The 20,550-nt window shown below is 37.6% G+C and carries 21 protein-coding genes; 10 read left to right on the top strand and 11 right to left on the bottom strand.

Annotation, left to right across the window (positions count from 1 at the left end; translation table 11 throughout):
• Window positions 1–18: 18 nt before the first annotated feature.
• Complete coding sequence (locus tag H9635_RS02425) at window positions 19–981, bottom strand: NAD(P)H-dependent flavin oxidoreductase (protein WP_191698545.1); 963 nt, start codon at window positions 979–981, stop codon at window positions 19–21.
• Window positions 982–1,105: 124 nt separating this feature from the next.
• On the opposite strand from H9635_RS02425, the gene H9635_RS02430 reads away from it, so the two are divergent.
• The gene (locus tag H9635_RS02430; protein ID WP_191698546.1) at window positions 1,106–2,575 is read left to right on the top strand and encodes an aminotransferase class I/II-fold pyridoxal phosphate-dependent enzyme; all 1,470 of its coding nucleotides are present in this window, start codon (window positions 1,106–1,108) and stop codon (window positions 2,573–2,575) included.
• Between the two features lie 34 nt (window positions 2,576–2,609).
• Here the strand turns inward: H9635_RS02430 and H9635_RS02435 are convergent, their stop codons facing one another.
• The 6 genes from H9635_RS02435 to pdhA all read right to left on the bottom strand — a co-directional run bounded on the left by H9635_RS02435 (window position 2,610) and on the right by pdhA (window position 8,766).
• The gene (locus tag H9635_RS02435) at window positions 2,610–3,302 is read right to left on the bottom strand and encodes an LrgB family protein (RefSeq protein ID WP_191698547.1); all 693 of its coding nucleotides are present in this window, start codon (window positions 3,300–3,302) and stop codon (window positions 2,610–2,612) included.
• Window positions 3,262–3,675: a CidA/LrgA family protein gene (locus H9635_RS02440; RefSeq protein WP_191698548.1), complete on the bottom strand. Its 414-nt coding sequence runs from the start codon at window positions 3,673–3,675 to the stop codon at window positions 3,262–3,264. Before H9635_RS02440 ends, H9635_RS02435 begins: the two co-directional genes overlap by 41 nt.
• A gap of 169 nt (window positions 3,676–3,844) precedes the next feature.
• Window positions 3,845–5,257 (bottom strand): dihydrolipoyl dehydrogenase, encoded by a 1,413-nt coding sequence (lpdA, locus tag H9635_RS02445; protein ID WP_191698549.1) that lies wholly within the window; start codon window positions 5,255–5,257, stop codon window positions 3,845–3,847.
• A 4-nt stretch (window positions 5,258–5,261) separates the two neighbouring features.
• On the bottom strand, window positions 5,262–6,650 hold the full coding sequence (locus tag H9635_RS02450) for a dihydrolipoamide acetyltransferase family protein (RefSeq protein WP_191698550.1): 1,389 nt from the start codon (window positions 6,648–6,650) through the stop codon (window positions 5,262–5,264).
• A 19-nt stretch (window positions 6,651–6,669) separates the two neighbouring features.
• On the bottom strand, window positions 6,670–7,647 hold the full coding sequence (locus H9635_RS02455; protein WP_191698551.1) for an alpha-ketoacid dehydrogenase subunit beta: 978 nt from the start codon (window positions 7,645–7,647) through the stop codon (window positions 6,670–6,672).
• A gap of 3 nt (window positions 7,648–7,650) precedes the next feature.
• Window positions 7,651–8,766, bottom strand: a complete 1,116-nt coding sequence (gene pdhA, locus H9635_RS02460; protein ID WP_191698552.1) for a pyruvate dehydrogenase (acetyl-transferring) E1 component subunit alpha — start codon at window positions 8,764–8,766, stop codon at window positions 7,651–7,653.
• A 362-nt stretch (window positions 8,767–9,128) separates the two neighbouring features.
• Between pdhA and def the strand changes: the two genes are divergently transcribed.
• Window positions 9,129–9,686 carry a peptide deformylase gene (gene def, locus H9635_RS02465; RefSeq protein WP_191698553.1) on the top strand — a complete coding sequence of 186 codons (558 nt, stop codon included), beginning with the start codon at window positions 9,129–9,131 and terminating at the stop codon, window positions 9,684–9,686.
• Window positions 9,687–9,843: 157 nt separating this feature from the next.
• Here the strand turns inward: def and H9635_RS02470 are convergent, their stop codons facing one another.
• Window positions 9,844–10,614 (bottom strand): Cof-type HAD-IIB family hydrolase, encoded by a 771-nt coding sequence (locus H9635_RS02470; RefSeq protein WP_191698554.1) that lies wholly within the window; start codon window positions 10,612–10,614, stop codon window positions 9,844–9,846.
• A 337-nt stretch (window positions 10,615–10,951) separates the two neighbouring features.
• On the opposite strand from H9635_RS02470, the gene H9635_RS02475 reads away from it, so the two are divergent.
• Both H9635_RS02475 and rnjA read left to right on the top strand, forming a co-directional pair.
• Window positions 10,952–11,161 (top strand): DNA-dependent RNA polymerase subunit epsilon, encoded by a 210-nt coding sequence (locus tag H9635_RS02475; protein ID WP_191698555.1) that lies wholly within the window; start codon window positions 10,952–10,954, stop codon window positions 11,159–11,161.
• Between the two features lie 5 nt (window positions 11,162–11,166).
• Entirely contained in the window at window positions 11,167–12,834 is a 1,668-nt protein-coding gene (gene rnjA, locus H9635_RS02480) for a ribonuclease J1 (RefSeq protein ID WP_191698556.1), read from the top strand.
• A gap of 97 nt (window positions 12,835–12,931) precedes the next feature.
• Here the strand turns inward: rnjA and H9635_RS02485 are convergent, their stop codons facing one another.
• A complete protein-coding gene (locus tag H9635_RS02485; protein ID WP_191698557.1) occupies window positions 12,932–13,594 on the bottom strand; it encodes a potassium channel family protein in 663 nt (220 codons plus the stop codon).
• Between the two features lie 60 nt (window positions 13,595–13,654).
• Window positions 13,655–14,170 (bottom strand): TlpA family protein disulfide reductase, encoded by a 516-nt coding sequence (locus tag H9635_RS02490; protein WP_191698558.1) that lies wholly within the window; start codon window positions 14,168–14,170, stop codon window positions 13,655–13,657.
• A 142-nt stretch (window positions 14,171–14,312) separates the two neighbouring features.
• On the opposite strand from H9635_RS02490, the gene H9635_RS02495 reads away from it, so the two are divergent.
• Genes H9635_RS02495 through H9635_RS02515 form a run of 5 tightly spaced genes read left to right on the top strand, consistent with a single transcriptional unit; the run spans window position 14,313 to window position 18,639 of the window.
• A complete protein-coding gene (locus tag H9635_RS02495; protein WP_191698559.1) occupies window positions 14,313–14,855 on the top strand; it encodes a helix-turn-helix domain-containing protein in 543 nt (180 codons plus the stop codon).
• A 17-nt stretch (window positions 14,856–14,872) separates the two neighbouring features.
• Window positions 14,873–15,973, top strand: coding sequence for an ABC transporter ATP-binding protein (locus tag H9635_RS02500; RefSeq protein ID WP_191698560.1), 1,101 nt, complete (start codon window positions 14,873–14,875; stop codon window positions 15,971–15,973).
• Window positions 15,966–16,769 carry an ABC transporter permease gene (locus tag H9635_RS02505; RefSeq protein WP_191698561.1) on the top strand — a complete coding sequence of 268 codons (804 nt, stop codon included), beginning with the start codon at window positions 15,966–15,968 and terminating at the stop codon, window positions 16,767–16,769. The genes H9635_RS02500 and H9635_RS02505 overlap by 8 nt, the downstream gene beginning before the upstream one ends.
• Window positions 16,769–17,569 carry an ABC transporter permease gene (locus H9635_RS02510; protein WP_191698562.1) on the top strand — a complete coding sequence of 267 codons (801 nt, stop codon included), beginning with the start codon at window positions 16,769–16,771 and terminating at the stop codon, window positions 17,567–17,569. Before H9635_RS02505 ends, H9635_RS02510 begins: the two co-directional genes overlap by 1 nt.
• Complete coding sequence (locus tag H9635_RS02515; RefSeq protein WP_191698563.1) at window positions 17,566–18,639, top strand: ABC transporter substrate-binding protein; 1,074 nt, start codon at window positions 17,566–17,568, stop codon at window positions 18,637–18,639. The genes H9635_RS02510 and H9635_RS02515 overlap by 4 nt, the downstream gene beginning before the upstream one ends.
• Window positions 18,640–18,698: 59 nt before the next feature.
• Here H9635_RS02515 and H9635_RS02520 read toward each other — a convergent pair whose 3' ends face one another.
• Window positions 18,699–19,160, bottom strand: a complete 462-nt coding sequence (locus tag H9635_RS02520) for an 8-oxo-dGTP diphosphatase (RefSeq protein WP_191698564.1) — start codon at window positions 19,158–19,160, stop codon at window positions 18,699–18,701.
• A 174-nt stretch (window positions 19,161–19,334) separates the two neighbouring features.
• On the opposite strand from H9635_RS02520, the gene H9635_RS02525 reads away from it, so the two are divergent.
• Window positions 19,335–20,522, top strand: coding sequence for an MFS transporter (locus H9635_RS02525; RefSeq protein WP_191698748.1), 1,188 nt, complete (start codon window positions 19,335–19,337; stop codon window positions 20,520–20,522).
• Window positions 20,523–20,550: the final 28 nt, after the last annotated feature.

The following is a 20,550-nucleotide window of genomic DNA, read 5'->3' on the forward strand; positions in this document are numbered from 1 at the left end:
ATTATTACCTGCCTTTAATTATTGCTGCCCCCATTTTAAACGGATTTCTTCTGCTTGTACAACCATACGCTGAATTAATTCCTCAACTGTTGGAATATCATTTATTAAACCTGTTACTTGACCTGCCCATCCATATCCATTTGCTGAATCACCATCGTATATAAACTTTTTGTTCGCTTCTCCACTAATATAATTTTTTAAAGCTTCGTAAGTAGGAGAATGCTGTTCGATTCCCAAAATTTGATCTGTAAATTCATTTCGGATTACTCTGGCCGGTGCACCAATCGAACGTTTTATAATTGCCGTATCCGTTTCTTCACTTTCAATTAATGCCTGCTTGTATGCCATGGAAGCATGAACACATTCCTTAGTAGCTATAAAACGTGTTCCCATTTCAATTCCCTCTGCACCGAGTGCATGAGCTGCTATCCACCCTCGACCATCTCCTATGCCTCCAGAAGCTATGACAGGAATCGATACACTATCTACTACCTGAGGCACCAATACCATCGTTCCTACGTCGTCTCTCCCTAAATGACCGCCACCTTCTTGTCCAACAACCATGACAGCATCCGCTCCGAGCTGCTCTGCTTTTTGTGCTTGACGTTTTGCCGCTACCAATACTAGTTTTTTACAAGATGCATCTTTTAATATATCAAAAATAGGCGCTGGATTGCCTCCTGTAATCGTCACTACAGGTACGTCCATTTCCGCAGCGACTTCTACCATTCTTTCATACCCTTTTCCATGCATACCTATCGCAAAATTTACTCCGAATGGTTTATTTGTCATTTCTTTTACTTTTTTTATTTCTTCCTTTAAAGCATCCGGCGACGATAAACTCATCGCTGTAATTTGCCCTAATGCACCTGCATTAGAAACAGCTGCAGCAAGCTCTGAGTAAGCTAAATATGCCAGTCCACCTTGAATAATCGGATATTGAACCTGTAATAATTCTGTTACCTTTGTATGCCAATTCATAGCCATTCCTCCTAAAATAAGTGTCTTCATTACAAGTATTCGAAATATTTATATAGTCAGCATCTTTAATAGGTGCTATAATTCACTTGTTTTAAAATTACAATATAGTGAGGTGGTACCTGCGTTGTCACAGTTAGAGACTCCTTTGTTTGATGCATTACTCAAGCATCGCAACAGACATCCTATTCAGTTCCATATTCCAGGTCATAAAAAAGGACAGGGAATGGATCCAGCTTACAGAGAATTTGTAGGCGACAACGTTTTATCAATTGATTTAATTAATATTGCTCCACTAGATGATTTACACGCTCCTAAAGGTGTGATTATGCAAGCACAAAACCTTGCTGCCCAAGCCTTTGGGGCTGACCATACATTCTTTTCCGTACAAGGTACTAGTGGCGCCATAATGACGATGATTTTAACCGTCGTCGGTCCAGGCGATAAAATAATAGTACCGCGGAATGTACATAAATCAATTATGTCAGCGATTGTTTTCGCGGGTGCTATCCCAATTTTTATCCATCCTGAAGTAGATAGTGAGCTTGGCATCTCCCATGGTATTTCACCTGAGTCAGTTGAGCGTGCACTATTGAAATATCCGGATGCTAAAGCAGTACTTGTTATTAACCCTACTTATTTTGGTTTTGTAGCAGATTTAAAACGTATTGTTGACATTGTTCACGCGAGAAACATTCCTGTAATTGTAGATGAAGCTCACGGCGTTCATATTAAGTTCCATGATGATTTACCCTTATCGGCAATGCAAGCAGGCGCAGATATGGCTGCAACGAGCACACATAAGTTAGGTGGTTCAATGACAGGTAGTTCAGTATTAAACGTTAGAGAGGGCCTTGTGTCCGCTAAACGTGTACAATCTGTATTTTCAATGTTAACAACTACATCCACTTCCTACCCTATGCTTGCTTCAATTGATACAGCACGTCGTCAATTAGCAGTTAACGGGCAGAATTTGTTGGACGATGCGATTCGTTTGGCACAAGATGCGCGTAAACGCATCAATTCTATCCCGCATCTTCATTGCGTGGGGCGTGAGAAGCTCGGTACATCTGCAACTTACGATATGGATCCATTGAAACTATTAATAAGTGTAAAAGATTTAGGGATTACAGGTCATGTAGCTGAAGAATGGCTTCGAGTAAATGCCAATTTAGAAATCGAACTATCAGATCTATACAATATTCTATGTTTAGTTACGATTGGAGATTCTAAAAAAGAAATAAATTTACTTATCAATGCTCTAACACGTATGTCAAAAGCATTTGAATCAGAAGCTTCTATTACAGAGACAAATGTTCAAATTCCCGAAATCCCTGCGCTTGCCATGTCACCACGGGATGCTTTTTATGCACAAACAGAAAGCATACCGCTTGCACTTTCTGAAGGTTACATTTGTGCTGAGTTTATAATGGTATACCCACCAGGGATTCCTATTTTTATTCCCGGGGAAATCATTACGCAAAGTAATATTGATTTCATTAAGATGAATGTTGAAGCGGGTCTTCCTGTGCAAGGTCCTGAAGATAGTACGTTACAGAATATACGAGTTATAAAAGAGAGAAAAGCAATATATTAATATCATTACAGACGACTAATATGTCGTCTGTTTTTTAAATGAAGTAGATTGAAATGAGCGGTATTATAAATGCCCCTACAACCGCACTGAGCCCCATTGATAATGATCCTATAGATAAATCCTCTTCACTATATTCCTTTAGCTTTGTTAAGCCTACACCATGCGAAGCGCTTCCCATAGCAACTCCTCGGCTAATAGCTGTGTCAATATTAAATACTTTAAATAATATAGGTCCCAAAATAGCACCCGTAAAACCCGCTACCATAACCAACACTGCAGTTAGAGGTGGAATCCCTCCTACAAGTTCGCTTACTTGCATCGCAACTGGTGTCGTCAATGACTTAGGTAAAGAAGTATAGATAAAGGCTTTACTCGATCCAAATAATAAAAGAAACGCTACAACACTTATAAGACCAGCTAACATTGCCACAATAATGCTAATTATGATTGAGTATTTATATTTGAAAATAATATCCCGTTGATTATAAAGCGGAAAGGCTAAAGCTACAACTGCAGGACCGAGCATTTTTGATAGCCATTGACCGCCTTCCATATAAGTTTCGTACGGTATGTTAAAGATCAACAAAACCGCTACCGTAATGCAAGTAACAGTTAGAATAGGTAACAAAAAAGGATTGCCAATTTTCAAGTACAGTTTATTTAGTAAAATGAAAAGTAACACTGTACTACTTATGATAAATAGACTTAGCAGAACTTGTGGTAACATGTTCCTCCTCCTTTTTTCGCTTTTCTTTTTCCTCAATAATTCTACTAACTTTCCCTGTAATGACTAACGCTAATATTGTACTTATAATTACCGCCAATATGAGGAGCCCACCAGACACCGTAAGTAATTCCGGATAGTTAATTACTGCTACAGTGGAAGGAATAAAAAATAAGGTTAAAAATGCTAACATAAAACTAGCACCCTTTTGAATGAATTTCACATTCAATATTTTGAAATAAAGTGATAACCATAATAATACAAGTCCAATGATACTTCCCGGTATGATAATTCCAGTTAACGAAACTATGTATTCTCCTATTAAATAAAATAAAATGATGATACCTATTTGAGCGATTGTACGTATAACATCCACTTAAAAACCCCCTTGCACACACTTTCATTGTACGACTATTAGAAATTTCTGTCTATTTCATTCTCTTACTATAATATAAAATATACCATTATTACTTTTGAATATATCCATCCATATAGATAACAAAAAGGCTATGCAGTATTTTCAACTGCATAGCCTTTAATCATTATTATTTAGATACGATGTGGATTGGGTTGCCTAATAATACTTCAGCAGCTTCCATCGTAATTTCACCTAAAGTTGGGTGAGCGTGAATTGTTAATGCTACGTCTTCAGCTGTCATACCAGCTTCGATAGCAAGACCCATTTCAGCGATCATATCAGATGCTCCAGCACCGATGATTTGAGCGCCTACAAGTAAGCCATCTTCTTTACGAGCAACTAATTTCACAAAGCCTTCTGTTTGGTTAAGTGCTAATGCACGACCGTTTGCAGCGAATGGGAATTTAGCAGCTTTCACTTCAAGACCTTCAGCTTTAGCTGTTTCTTCAGAGTATCCTACAGTTGCCATTTCTGGATCTGTGAAGCATACTGCTGGAATTGCTAAGTAGTCAACTACTGATGGTTCACCAGCAATTGCTTCTGCAGCAACTTTACCTTCATAAGAAGCTTTATGAGCAAGTTGTGGACCTGCAACGATATCACCGATTGCAAAGATGTTAGAAACTGAAGTACGACCTTGTTTGTCAACTTCCAATAAACCGCGCTCTGCGAATTTAACTCCTACTTCTTCTAAGCCCATTTCATCAGTATTCGGACGACGACCTACAGTTACTAAAACGTAATCCGCTTCAACTGTTTTCTCTTCGCCACCTGCTTCATAAGTAACTACAACGCCGTTTTCGTTTTCTTCAACGCCTTTAGCAGATGCGTTTACTACAACTTCAACGCCCTTTTTCTTAAGACCTTTTTTAACGATTTGCGTCATTTGTTTTTCGAAACCAGCTAAAATATCTTTTCCGCCTTCGATAATTGTTACTTGAGAACCTAAGTTAGCATAAGCTGAACCAAGCTCAGTTCCGATGTAACCGCCACCGATTACTACTAATTTACCTGGTACTTCAGGGAAAGATAATGCACCAGTTGAGCTTACTACGCGCTTTGTAAATTTGAATGTTGGGATTTCGATTGGACGAGATCCTGTTGCTAAGATTGCATTTTTGAATGTATATGTTTGGGCTTTATCGCCATCGATAACACGTACAGTGTTTGCATCTACGAAATACGCTTCACCTTTTACGATGTCTACTTTATTCCCTTTTAATAAACCTTCAACGCCGCCTACTAATTTTTTAACAACGCTGTCTTTAAATGCTTGTGCTTTAGACCAGTCAAGCTTTACTTCTGATGCAGTAACACCCATATCATCTGAATGTTGTGCATGCTCAAAGCGGTGACCTACTGAAATTAATGCTTTAGATGGGATACAGCCTACGTTTAAACAAACTCCACCTAATGCTCCACGTTCAACGATTGTAACTTTTTGACCTGTTTGTGCTGCACGAATTGCTGCAACATATCCACCAGGGCCAGAACCTACTACAAGAGTATCTAGTTCGATTGGAAAATCTCCTACTACCATTTTTTTACGCCTCCATTAATAATAGTTGCGGCTCACTTAATAAACGTTTTAAATGATTTAAAGCGTTTTGTGCAGTCGCACCATCGATCATACGATGATCAAAGCTCAATGATAATGCTAACACATGTGCTGCTACAATTTCACCATTTTTTATTACTGGTTTCTCTGAAATTCGACCAATTCCTAAAATCGCAACTTCAGGGTGATTGATTACTGGTGTAAACCATTGACCACCTGCAGAACCGATATTTGTAATGGATATTGAAGCACCTTTCATTTCATGAGATGCTAGCTTACCATCACGTGCCTTTACAGCCAGTTCATTAATTTCCTGTGACAGGCCAAAAACTGACTTACGATCAGCATGTTTAATAACCGGAACTAATAAACCTTTTTCTGTATCAGCAGCAATACCAATATTATAGTAATGTTTTTGAATAATTTCCTGTGTTGCGTCATCCAGTGATCGGTTGAATTCAGGATATTTACGCAAAGTCGAGATTAAAGCCTTCACAACGTACGGTAAATACGTCAATTTAACACCTTGCTCTGCTGCAATATCCTTGAATTGCTTACGGTGTGCAACAAGTTCTGTTACATCCACTTCATCCATTAACGTTACGTGCGGAGCCGTATGTTTTGAATGAACCATCGCTTTTGCAATCGCTTTGCGCATACCGCTCATTTTTTCACGTGTTTCAGGGAACTCGCCTTCAAGTGTAACAGGAGCAGCTTGTTTTGTTTCGGCTTGTTTCTCTTCTCCTTGTGGCTGTTGAGTCTCTTTTACTTCTTCTGTTTCAGAAGCCGACTCTTGACCTCCGTTTAGGAAGCTCTCAATGTCTTCTTTTAATACACGGCCATTTTTGCCTGTACCTGAAACTTGCTGAATTTCGACACCTTTTTCACGAGCATACTTGCGAATAGAAGGCATAGCGATAATGCGTTTGCCTGAAGTTTCTGTTTCAGACGGCGATGCAGCTTTTTCTGTTTCAGCAGGGGCTTCTGGCTGAGCAGAATCTGCACTTTTATCTGTTTTAGTTTCTTCTTTTTTCACATCTTGACCAGCCTCAGCAGTGGATTGCACTTGTGCTTCTGTTTTATTCGATTCATTTGATTCGTGGTGGTCATCACCTTTTAATTTTAAATCTTCATAACCTGGTGCATCAAAGCGAATTAGGGCATCTCCAACAATTGCCACTGTACCTTCTTCCACCAAAATTTCTTCAACTGTACCTTCTACGGGTGATGGAATTTCCACGACCGCTTTATCATTTTGAACTTCAGCTAAAATATCATCTTCTTTGACTTGATCGCCAGCTTTAACGAACCACTTGACGATTTCACCTTCATGAATACCTTCTCCGATATCTGGTAATCGAAATGTAAATGCCATAATTTCTCACCCTCAATTCTTAGAATGTTAAAACTTTCTTCGCAGTTTCCATTACGTCTTTATATGTTGGTAACCATACACCCTCTGCTTGAGGGAATGAATAAATCGTATCTGGTGCAGCAACACGTAATACTGGAGCTTCTAATGAAAGAATTGCACGCTCTGTAATTTCTGCTACAACATTTGCTGCAATACCTGCTTGCTTTTGCGCCTCTTGAACGACGATTGCACGACCTGTTTTTTCAACAGAAGCGATAATTGTATCGATATCTAAAGGCTGAATCGTACGTAAATCGATTACTTCTACCGAGTAACCTTCTTTTTCAAGCTCCTCTGCCGCTTTTAAACTTTCGTGAACCATTAAGCCATAAGAAATAATTGAAAGGTCTTTCCCTTCGCGTTTTACATCTGCTTTACCAAGTTCAATTGTGTATGACTCTTCAGGAACTTCTTCACGGAACGAACGGTAAAGTTTTAAATGCTCTAAGAAAATAACTGGGTTATTATCACGAATTGATGCAATTAGTAAACCTTTTGCATCATACGGTGTTGATGGAATCACCACTTTTAAACCTGGTGATTGAGCCATTAAACCTTCTAAAGAATCCGAATGCATTTCCGGTGTATGAACACCACCGCCAAATGGGGAACGAATCGTTACAGGTGCATTATACGTACCACCTGAACGGTATTTCATACGAGCTAATTGACCACTAATTGAGTCCATTACTTCAAAAACGAAGCCGAAAAATTGAATTTCAGGCACTGGACGGTATCCAGTTAACGCTAAACCAATTGCTAAACCACCGATTCCTGATTCTGCAAGTGGCGTATCAAATACACGATCAACGCCAAATTCTTTTTGAAGACCTTCTGTAGCACGGAAAACCCCGCCGTTTACACCAACGTCTTCACCGAATACTAAAACGTTTTCGTCATTTTTTAATTCGCAACGTAATGCATCTGTAATTGCTTGAATCATTGTCATTTGTGCCATGGCTTATTTCGACTCCTTCTCTTTATAAATCGCATACTGTTCTTTTAAGTTTGCTGGCATTTCACCATCATACATATTATCCATTAACTCTGTTACCTTTTGTTTTGGAGCTTTATCGGCTTCTTTAATTGCTTCTTTAATTTCCTCTTTTGCACGCTCTATTACTTCTTCTTCTTTCTTCTCATCCCATAAACCTTTAGCTTCAAGGAATTTACGGAAGCGTACTAATGGATCTTTTGCTGCCCATTCATTATCAGTATCAGTAGTACGATAACGTGTTGGGTCATCTCCTGCCATTGTATGTGGACCATATCGGTAACACATTGTTTCAATAAGTGTTGGACCTTCACCGCGAATTGCACGATCACGAGCGTCCTTAGTCGCTGCATAAACAGCTAACGGATCCATTCCGTCCACTAATATAGATGGAATGCCGGCTGCTATACCTTTTTGCGCGATTGTTTTTGCTGCAGTCTGTAATTCACGTGGTGTTGAAATTGCGAATTGGTTGTTTTGCACGATGAAGATAGCCGGTGATTTGAATGCACCTGCAAAGTTAATCCCTTCATAGAAGTCACCTTGTGAAGAACCACCATCTCCTGTATATGTGATTGCAACTGTTTTTGAACCGCGCTTTTGTAAACCAAGTGCCACACCTGCCGTCTGAATATATTGTGCACCAATAATAATTTGCGGTGCCAATATATTTACCCCTTCCGGAACTTGGTTTCCGATAAAGTGACCGCGACTGAATAGGAATGCTTTCCACAATGGTAAACCATGCATAACAATTTGAGGTACATCACGATAACCAGGCAAAATCCAGTCTTCTTTTTCCAATGCATATTGGGAAGCAAGCTGTGATGCTTCTTGACCAGCAGTAGGTGCGTAGAAGCCTAAGCGCCCTTGTCGGTTTAATGAAATTGAACGTTGATCTAAAATACGGACATAAACCATACGACTCATTAACTCAACTAATTGCTCATCCTTTAAATCCGGCATCGCTGCTTCGTTTACAACTTCACCTTGCTCATTCAATACTTGGAACATTTCGAACTTGCTTTCAATTTCCTGTAACGTTCCAGCTGGATCCAATTGATTCATCATTTTATCTGCCATTGTTTACATCCCCTTTAAACTGTATTAAAAAATTCATTATTTTTACTAGTACAATATAACTCTACCCCGAGTATAATGAATAAAAATCTATCGGTCAATCATTGTTTACCATCTTTATTAAAGATTTTTCATATTTAACTTCAAATTGATACAGTTACATCACCTGTATCACAAAATCTCTTTCGCTGTACTATAATAGAAAACTTTAAAACATTCTATTATTATTCTGTTAATAGTTCTTCAACAATATTTATTCCCTTAATTCGAATTCTTAAATCGGAAATCCCGAAGTTTTTTCTACTTCCCTTATCAAGAGTCGTGTATACTTATTCCAATAAGTTTTTACTGAAAGGAAGTTTCACATGATTTTAATGGAACACATTATTCGTGAGGGCCATCCCACATTACGAACACGCGCAGAGGAGGTTTCCTTTCCGTTGTCTGCGGAAGACCGCAAACTTGCAGAGGATTTGTTGCAGTATTTAATTAATAGCCAAGATCCTGAGATTGCCGAAAAGTATAATCTACGAGGGGGCATTGGCTTGGCTGCTAACCAAGTAAACAGCTTAAAGCGGATGTTTGCCCTACATTTGGAAAACGAAGATGGTGAGTTATTAAGCTTCGTTGCCGTCAACCCTAGAATTGTCAGTCATTCTGTTGAGCAGACTTATATAACGAGCGGCGAAGGATGCCTATCTGTAGATCGCGCTGTTCCAGGCTATGTTCCTCGTTATGCTCGGATCACAGTTAAATTTATGACTGTGGACGGAGAAGAAAAGAAAATGCGTTTATCAGGACTTCCTGCTATCGCCTTTCAACATGAGCTTGACCATTTAAACGGTATCATGTTTTACGATCGAATAAACGAAAAAGACCCATTTGAGGTAATTGAAAATAGCATTCCATTTGGTAGAGATTAATACTAAAAACGCGTGTGAATTAAATATTCACACGCGTCAGACTGTAGACAAACTTGAAGAAATTCAAGTTTGTCTACAGTTTTTTGTTTTAAAATAAAGTTTACCAGTGAATACCATTGATTTCTTCAAATGAATGAACGAAATCAATTTCTTTATTTTATATTAGTTTAAGTTTTTCCATCGCCAGAGCCAGCCCGTCTTCATCTACATGCGCTGTTATCATTGACGCTGCTTCCTTCGCTTTTTTATGACCATTCCCCATTGCGACACTTTGAGGGAATTCCGAAAGCATTTCGATATCATTTAGCCCATCCCCAAAGGTAACGATCTGTTCATCTGAGTAACCGGTATACTCCAGCAATTTTTTTATACCGTTCGCTTTCGATCCCCCTTTTGGCAACATATCGCATGATTGGGGATGCCAACGGACGAATTGCACTTCAGGAAACTGTTGTTCATAAATTGGCTGTTCCTGTTCATTTATAAAAATTAATGTTTGATAGACTGGCGTATGCAAATAATAGTTTGCATCGATTTGCGGGTACGGAAAATAAAGTGTAGCCAGGCTTTGTTCGATACTCTCATAATCACCTGCCGAGGCAATCATTTCTTTTTCATTAAGAAAAACAAATGGATGATTTCTTTGTGAACCGAAGCTTAAAATTTCCGTTAGCGTTTCATTTGCAATTTGATCGGTATAAATAACTTTTCCTTTATAAACAACATATTGTCCATTGAACGTCACATATGTATCAATCTGCAATTCTTCCAATATATCTTTTATCATGAACGGAGCTCGACCTGTTGCAATCGCAATTTCATGACCCTTTTCACGCGCTTTGAAAATCGCTTCTTTTGCAGAATTCGGCAATTTTTTATTAGAATCGTACAGTGTTCCATCTACATCAAAAAATAATAATCTTTTCAACTTAAATTCTCCTTTATTTTCAAAGACCCTTTACAGAAATCTGAATATTTAGTATAATGAGAGCGAGGAGTGATGACCTATGTTAAAACGTCTCAAACAGAAATGGCGGAAACGATTAAAAGGCATCCTCGGTAAAAAATTAATTGCCTAAACACTTCATTGATTGGTGCGCCCTATTTAAGGACGTACCATTTTTTAGTTTTTATTCAATCGTTATGTTCATGTATTTGATGGGCTTTTCTTTATTTTAAAGGACTCCCATGATAATATAAAGGAAATGCATTTTTCTACTTATTAGAAATGCAGTAATAATGTTCGTAATTAAAGGAGAGTAACTATGATTTACAAAGTTTATTATCAAGAAAACATCACTGAGATTCCAGTTCGCGAAAACACAAAAACTCTTTATTTAGAGGCGTCATCTGAACGTGAAGTACGTCACTATTTAAAAGACCGAAATTATAATATCGAGCTTGTTCAACTTCTAGAAGGCAACTATTTAGAATACGAACAAAACAGCCCTAATTTCCGTCTGGAGAACGCTTAATTGTTATGAAATTCGTTAAGAATGATCAAGCGGCTGTATTCGCACTCGGCGGACTGGGCGAAATCGGCAAAAACACATATGCAGTACAATTCCAAGATGAAATCATTTTAATTGACGCAGGTATTAAATTCCCTGAGGACGACTTACTTGGAATTGACTACGTAATTCCAGACTATACGTACTTAGTTCGAAACGTAGACAAAATTAAAGGCTTATTTATCACACATGGCCACGAAGATCATATTGGCGGTATTCCTTATTTACTTCGTCAAGTTAATATCCCTGTTTATGGCGGAAAGCTTGCATTGGGACTGCTTCGCAACAAATTGGAAGAACACGGTTTATTACGTTCTACGAAATTAATCGAATTTAAAGAAGACGATGTTATTAAATTCCGTAAAACAGCCGTAAGCTTCTTCCGTACGACCCATAGTATACCCGATGCATATGGTGTAGTAGTTAAAACACCACCAGGCAATATCGTGCATACAGGGGACTTTAAGTTTGACTTTACTCCAGTTGGAGAGCCTGCAAACTTAACAAAAATGGCCGAAATTGGCCGCGATGGTGTACTTTGTTTACTATCAGATAGTACAAATGCAGAAAAAACTGATTTTACAATGTCTGAACGTACAGTCGGGAAAAGCATTGATGAAATTTTCCGTAAAGTTGATGGTCGTATTATTTTTGCGACATTCGCTTCGAATATTCATCGCCTGCAGCAAGCGACAGATGCAGCTGTAAAATATGGCCGTAAAATTGCCGTTTTCGGACGTTCAATGGATAACGCTATTACTATCGGTCGTGAATTAGGATATATCACTGCACCTAAAGAAACCTTTATTGATGTGCAAAGCTTAAATCGTTTACCTGCAAATGAAGTAATGATTTTATGTACAGGTTCTCAAGGTGAGCCAATGGCAGCTTTATCGCGTATTGCCAACGGAACACATCGTCAAATTCAAATTCAGCCTGGTGATACAGTTGTATTCTCTTCTTCACCAGTACCAGGAAATACGATGAGCGTAAACAAAATTATTAACTTATTATTCCGTGCCGGTGCAGAAGTTATCCACGGTGCATTAAATAATATTCACACTTCTGGTCACGGCTCACAGCAAGAACAAAAACTAATGCTACGTTTAATGAAACCGAAATTCTTTATGCCGATTCATGGTGAATACCGTATGTTAAAAATCCATACTGAATTGGCGGAAGCCTGTGAAGTACCACTGGAAAACTCATTCCTTATGGAAAATGGCGATGTATTGGCATTAAGTGCAAATGAAGCACATGTTGCCGGCCGCATTCCTTCAGGTGATGTGTATATTGACGGCAATGGTATTGGAGATATCGGAAATATTGTACTGCGAGATCGTCGTATCCTTTCTGAGGAAGGTTTAGTTATCGTTGTTGTAAGTGTTGATATGGCGAAAAACAAAATCGTTTCAGGTCCGGATATTATTTCTCGAGGATTTGTTTATATGCGTGAATCAGGCATGATGATTAATGAAGCACAAAAAATGTTGAATTATCATTTAAACAGCACAATTCAGGAAAAAGATACACAATGGAACGATTTGAAAAACGAAATAACGGACGTATTAGGTCCATATTTATACGAAAAAACGAAACGTCGTCCTATGATTTTACCAATTATAATGGAAGTATAATTAAAATTGGTAAAGCCATTTAGGTGATTTTCCATAAAAATACCCGCTTACTTATTGTAGGCGGGTATTTTTATTTTAATTTTTTGTTAAGTATCGGCTACTTTTGAACAACTTTTTTCACAAAACGATTAATGTCTACGTCAGCACCAATCATCAGCAAAACATCCCCTAACTGAATACGCTCTGTCGCTGCTGGAGAAATCATAATTTCATCTCCGCGTGTAATGCCAACAATATTGACACCGTATTTTGCACGAACGTCCAGTTCAATCAATGAATGACCTGCAATCTTTTCATTCGCTTTGATTTCCATAATTGAGTGCTCACTGGAGATTTCCAAATAATCAAGTACACTATTAGACATCATATTATTAGCAATACGAATGCCCATATCCCGTTCTGGATGCACAACAAAATCTGCTCCGATTTTAAGCAATACTTTTTCATGGTAATCATTTTGTGCTTTTACTGTAATTTGTGGAACACCAAGTTCTTTTAAAATAAGGGTTGTTAAAATACTCGATTGGATATCTTCCCCAATTGCGACAATTACATGTTCGAAGTTCCAGAGCCCTAGTGATTTAATTGTTTCTTCCTCTGTCGTATCAGCTACTACTGCTTGAGTGGCAATACGGGCAAATTCATCGACACGTTCACTATCTGTATCAATTGCCATTACATTCGCTCCTTGCTTAACCAACTCGCGTACGATACTTCCTCCAAAGCGCCCTAGCCCTATTACTACAAATTCTTTTTTCATTGTATCTCCTCCGAACATCCAGTTGCCATTCATTTTAACTTATAAAAATGTATATTGTCATTAAATAATACGCTCAATTTTTCCTTGCAGGGATTTAGTCGCTAAAGCTCCAGCATGATAGAAGCGCAATTTCTGTTGTTGATCGAATAAATAGTAAGCTGGTACAATTTTATTTCCAAACCTATCGCTAATGATAAGTTCATTATCTAGGTGAATAGGGTGATTTATACCTAATTCCTTTACTTTTCGCCTTACTAATTCTGAAGAAAAGTCAAGCTCTTCCCTTGGCATATGAATCGCTTGAATATTTAATCGATCATTGAAAATATTACCAATATTATTCAATTTCTCTATGGATTGTTCACATTGCGAACAACTCATCGCCCAAAAATAAATTAATGTCGGCATATCTGATAACTCTTTCATATGTTTTTTATTAATAACTTTTGTAGCCCCGCTTAGCGAAGGCATTATTGTCCGAATTCTCAATCGCATCCTCCTCGCTGTAACATATGTAAAGGAGTTTTTTTCTGTACCGAACAAATGTCCAGTAACTAAACAAATAATATCTTTCATTTCACAAATATACTTGAAAATCCCCGTATATTATGTATAATTATTATTATTTTCGTAAACTAAAAGTTTTGTAATAGTAAACTTCCTTACTGGATGTTTATCATATGTAAACAAATTGGTTATGTATAAGGAGCGTGACTTGATGCAAATCGGGACGAAGATTAAAGCGTTACGCATAAAAAAAGGGCTGACCCAGGAAGAACTTGGAGAGCGCACTGATTTAACGAAAGGCTATATATCTCAATTAGAGCGAGATTTAAACTCACCTTCAATTGAAACATTATTCAACTTATTGGAAGTTCTCGGGTGTTCACCACGGGACTTTTTTGATGATGAACAAAAAAATGAAAAAATTGTATTTACAAAAGATGATCAAACCAGTTTTACTGATCATGATAAAAAGTATGAAATTGAATGGCTCATTCCTACTTCGAATGAAAAAGAGATGGAGCCGGTATTTATTACTCTCCATAAGGATGCAGAATTTAAAGCATTCGAACCATCATTAGCGGAAACTTTCATTTATGTAGTTAAAGGGCGAATCCGTGTTGTTCTCGGAAACGAGGAATATATCGCAAGTGAAGGAAATGCTGTTTATTATGAAGCATCTTCCAACCATCAAATTTTTAATGCGCATAATGGAATAACAAAGTTACTCCTTGTCGCAACTCAATCTTACTTATAAATCAGGAGGCTACTTAAATGAATAACACGATTATTCGCTTTGAAAATGTTACAAAATCATATGATGACGGTACAGTTGTCTTAAAAAATATTAACTTCGAACTAGAACGTGGTAAGTTCTACACATTACTCGGTCCATCCGGATGTGGTAAAACAACTATTTTACGTATTATTGCTGGTTTTACTGACGCATCAACAGGTGATGTATTTTTTAATGGAAAACGTATGAACGATGTTCCGGCAAATGAACGCCAAGTAAATACCGTATTCCAGGATTATGCGCTGTTCCCTCACTTAAATGTGTTTGAAAATGTAGCATTTGGCTTACGTATTAAAAAAGTGAAAGAAGCAGAAATAAATGACCGCGTGCAAGAGGCATTAAAGTTCGTCAATTTAGCAGGCTATGGCAACCGTGAAATTTCAGAAATGTCCGGTGGTCAACGTCAACGTGTCGCTATCGCACGTGCTATCGTTAATGATCCGGAAGTTATTTTATTGGATGAGCCATTATCAGCACTTGATTTAAAATTACGTACAGAAATGCAGTATGAGTTACGTGAATTACAGCAGCGATTGGGGAAAACGTTCATTTTTGTTACACATGACCAGGAAGAAGCTTTGGCAATGAGTGATGAAATTTTTGTTCTTTCTAATGGGGAAATTAAACAATCCGGAACTCCAGTGGATATTTATGATGAGCCAATTAACCGTTTTGTAGCAGACTTTATCGGAGAGTCCAACATTGTAGATGGATTAATGATTGAAGATTACAAAGTGCGATTTGCTGGAAAAGAGTTTGAATGTGTTGACGGTGGGATGAAGCCAAACGAAAAGATTGACGTTGTCATTCGTCCGGAAGATTTGGAAATCACAACACCGGAAAACGGCAAGTTAATTGTTACTGTTGATACTCAATTATTCCGCGGTGTTCATTACGAATTATCAACGTATGATCAGGACGGAAATGAATGGTTAGTCCACTCATTGAAAAAAGCAGATGTTGGAGCTGAAATTGGATTGGACTTTGATCCTGAAGCTATTCACGTTATGAGATTAAATGAGACAGAAGCGGACTTCGACAAACGTTTGGAAGCTTATGGGGACGAAGACTATGAATAAGACAGCAAAAGGCCCGTTAATTCCCTATATTTTTTGGATTTTATTATTCGTTATTGCACCAATTGCGTTAATCGTTTATTATTCTGTTCTTGATTTGAATGGTAACTTCACTTTAACCAACTATGCAAAATTCTTTACACCAGTTTATTTAAAAATGACATTGAGCAGCTTCTGGTATGCATTTCTGATTACGCTATTTACGTTGTTATTTGCCTACCCTACTGCCTACTTATTAACAAAAACGAAACATAAGCAATTATGGCTTATGCTCATTATCATTCCATCTTGGATTAACCTACTCTTAAAAACTTATGCATTCATCGGTATTTTTGGTTTATACGGCCCAATTAATGCAATGATTGAAGTGTTTGGTTTTAATCCAAAGCAAATTTTATTTACAGACTTTAGTTTTGTTTTCGTATCGGTATATATTTTCATTCCATTTATGATAATTCCGATTTTCAATTCTTTAGACAAAATGAATCCATCTTTAATCTATGCCGCACGTGATTTAGGTGCATCCAGCTGGACAACCTTCCGCCGAGTTATTTTCCCATTAACAATTGATGGCGTAAAATCAGGTATTCAGGTTACCTTTATCCCAGCTTTATCTTTATTCATGATCACACGTTTAATTGCCGGAAACCAAGTCATTACTTTAGGTACTGCCATTGAACAACAATTCCTTGTATCTCAAAACTGGGGAATGGGTTCGACAATTGCCGTATTCTTAATTCTATTTATGGTTCTTACAATGTTATTTACTAGACAAAAATCTAAAGGAGGACGCGTTTAATGAAAAAATTATTATCTATGTCGAAAATTTATTTAATTTTCGTATTCGCGGTCCTTTATGCTCCGATATTTTATTTAATTTTTTACTCATTCAATAGTGGTGGCAGTATGAATAATTTCGAATCGTTCACACTGGAGCATTACGCAGCAGTATTTGAGGATTCAAGATTAATCATTATTCTACTTAATACAGTGCTCGTTGCCCTTTTATCAGGCCTGATCGCAACAATAATCGGGACATTGGGCGCTATTGGCATTATTTCAATAAAGGATAAAAAAATGCGTAATACATTGCTTTCATTAAATAATGTCCTTATCGTTTCACCCGATGTTGTAATCGGTGCAAGCTTCCTTATTTTATTTACGATGATTGGTGTAAAGTTAGGGTTTGCCTCTGTACTAGTATCGCATGTTGCATTTAGTGTACCGATTGTAGTGCTCATGGTTTTACCAAAATTGCTTGAAATGAATACTTCATTAATTGATGCCGCAAGAGATTTAGGTGCGACAAAACGTGATGTATTAATGCGTGTTATTTTGCCGTATATATCTCCTGGTATTTTCGCAGGATTTTTTATGGCCTTAACATATTCACTTGATGATTTTGCAGTCACTTTCTTCGTTACAGGTAACGGGTTTAGTACATTGTCGGTGGAAATCTACTCAATGGCCCGCGCCGGAATTTCTTTAACAATCAATGCTATTTCAGGATTGGTATTTGCCGTAACAGTGTTAATCGTTATCGGGTATTACTTCATTAATAAACGTTCAAAATCAATAGCAACGGGGGGACATCAATGAGAGACTTAATTCAAGCAACAGTTGCTATTGTCATTGCCTGTGCCCTTCTGTTTGTAGCAGTGGACCGGATGCAGTCTGCTGGATCTGCTGGAAGCAAGGACACATTAACAGTCTTTAACTGGGGCGAATATATCGCTCCAGAGTTAATCGATAAATTTGAAGAAGAAACAGGTATTAAAGTAACATACGAAACATTTGATTCAAATGAAGCGATGTTAACAAAAGTACAGCAAGGAGGCTCTGCATATGATATTGCAGTTCCTTCCGAGTATACAATTGAATCGATGAAGGAAGATGGATTACTCATCCCAATCGACCATAGTTTAGTACCGAATTTACAAAATATCAACGAAGACTTTTTAGATTTACCGTTTGATCCAGCTAATGAGTATTCGATCCCTTATTTCTGGGGAACGGTTGGAGTTGTATATAACCCTAATTTAATTGAAGACCATTTAACATTCGAATCTTGGGATGACCTATGGGATCCTTCACTGGAAAGAAAAATTTTCCTAGTGGATGGATCAAGGGAAGTAATCGGTATGGGGCTTAACTCAATCGGTCACTCCCTTAATGTAAAAGATGATGCATTGCTGCGTGAAGCAACAGACAATTTAATTAAGCTTTCACCAAACATTAAAGCAATCATTGGTGATGAAATTACACCACTTATGATTAATAACGAAGCCGCAGTCGCACTTACCTTCTCAGGCCAAGCTGCTGATATGATGTGGGAAAATGAAGAATTGGAATTCGCTGTTCCACAGGAAGGTTCCAACTTATGGTTTGATAATATGGTTATCCCTAAAACTTCAAGAAATATTGAAGGGGCACATAAATTCATTAACTTTATGCTAGATGCAGAAAATGCTGCCCAAAATGCTGACTATGTTGGCTATTCAACACCAAATGAAGCAGCTTGGGAGTTATTGGATGAAGAAGTGGTTAGTGATGAGCGCTTCTACCCTTCACATGATCAACGTGAAAAGTTAGAAGTATATGAAAACCTAGGCCTTGAATGGCTCGGAAAATATAATGAATACTTCTTGGAATTTAAGATGAGTTTTTAATAAAAATTAAGGGCAGCCTTAAAAGTCGATTTTTCTCTGACTTTTCGGCTGTCCTATTTTTATAACTTATGTATAATCCTTCTATCCAGACAATCATTTTCTTCATCCCAAATCATATGAATCTCAAAAGTTCCTGGTTCGAAAAAGTAATCGAAACGAACCTGAATATCTTCCTGCATAGGGTAGTTTTTTGCTTCACTAATTTTCACCCATTCCAATGTTCCTTCATCACAATTTGTGAGCAGTTCCCCTATAAAGTCATCCGTCCAATAATTATAAATAATAAAATGATCTTTTTTTACTTCATTTGTATAATGGGAAATTCCTTTAAATGTTAAGGAAAGTACATCTAGACCTGTCTCCTCTTTTACTTCACGGATTGCTCCTTGTGCAAATCCTTCTGGAAAGTCTACTTTGCCCCCCGGTGGTATGTAGCCTTTAAAATGATCATGCTGACGATTGAGCAATAATACTTTATCGTCTTTTTGTACCATCACTACTGTCCAAAATTTATAATTCATATAAACAACCCCTCTTTAATATAGCTTTATTTTGGCAATATTCTTTTTAACTTTCAATATATAAATTCCTTCAAAGGAATGATGTAATCTATCGTGAAAGTTTGTACAATATGGTATGCTATTGGAAATATATATTTCTACAATCGAAATATTTTAATGGAAGGCTGGCATTATATGACGCAACAATCTAATAAATTGGCACTTTATTTATTAATGTTTAATATGTTTATTACAATGGGTGGGATTGGCATTATTGTCCCTGTTATGCCGGCTTATTTGCAATTATTCGGTGTTGGCGGACAAGTTCTTGGATTTTTAATTGCAGGGTTTGCACTTGCCCAGTTTCTCCTCTCCCCGATTGCAGGGGATTTATCAGATCGACATGGTCGAAAAATGTTTATCATAGGCGGCTTAATTGTCTATGGCTGTGCCCAAATCCTATTTGGACTAGCCACTGAAGTATGGGTACTATTTTTATCACGCTTTTTAAGTGGTGCCGGCGCGGCGTTTATTATGCCTCCTATTATGGCCTTTGTAGCTGATATCACAACCCATGAAGAACGCGGAAAAGGAATGGGCATGATTGGAGCAGCCATGTCTTTAGGCTTTATGATTGGACCAGGTATTGGCGGGTTTTTATCCAATGTAAATTTAACGTTTCCATTTTTCTTAGCTGGGGGTGTTGCATTTATTGCAGCCATTTTATCTGCTATATATTTGCCTAATATAAAAAATACTCAGTCAGTTATAGCGCCAAGGGAAAATTTATCAAAACAGTTAGTTAAATCTGTAAAGACCTCCTATTTCATCTTTTTAATAGTCGTCTTTACATTTAGCTTTGGTATATCAAATTTCCAAGCGACTTTAACGCTATATTTAGATAATAAATTTGGCTACACACCTGGAGAAATAGCGATAATATTAACTGTTGGCGGCTTTGCAGGTGTTGTATTGCAAATGTATGTTGTCAATAAATTATTTAAGCGTTTCGGGGAAGTAAAAGTTATTTTAGTAAACTTGCTGCTGGCTGCAGTGACTATGCTGCTATTTATTTATATTAGTGGTTTCTTCATTATTTTAGTTGTTGCTACCTTATTCTCAATCGCTACAACCTTTATTCGCCCAGCTGTAAATACGCTCATATCCAAGCTTGCTGGCAATGAACAAGGGTTTGCAGCTGGTATGAATAACGCGTACATGAGTCTAGGCAATATGTTTGGACCTGCACTTGCGGGCGTTCTTTTCGATTGGAACCGTGATTCTCCTTATATTTTAGGGGCGATCGTTTTAATTGGCTGCTTCATGCTTGCCTATTTTTGGACAGCAAAAAAAGCTCCGCATTTGCTAAAAGCCTCCTCATAAATTGAAAAAGGGATGACCAGGAAAAGTC

The sequence above is a fragment of the Solibacillus faecavium genome, from assembly GCF_014836905.1.
Taxonomy (GTDB): Bacteria; Bacillota; Bacilli; order Bacillales_A; family Planococcaceae; genus Solibacillus; species Solibacillus faecavium.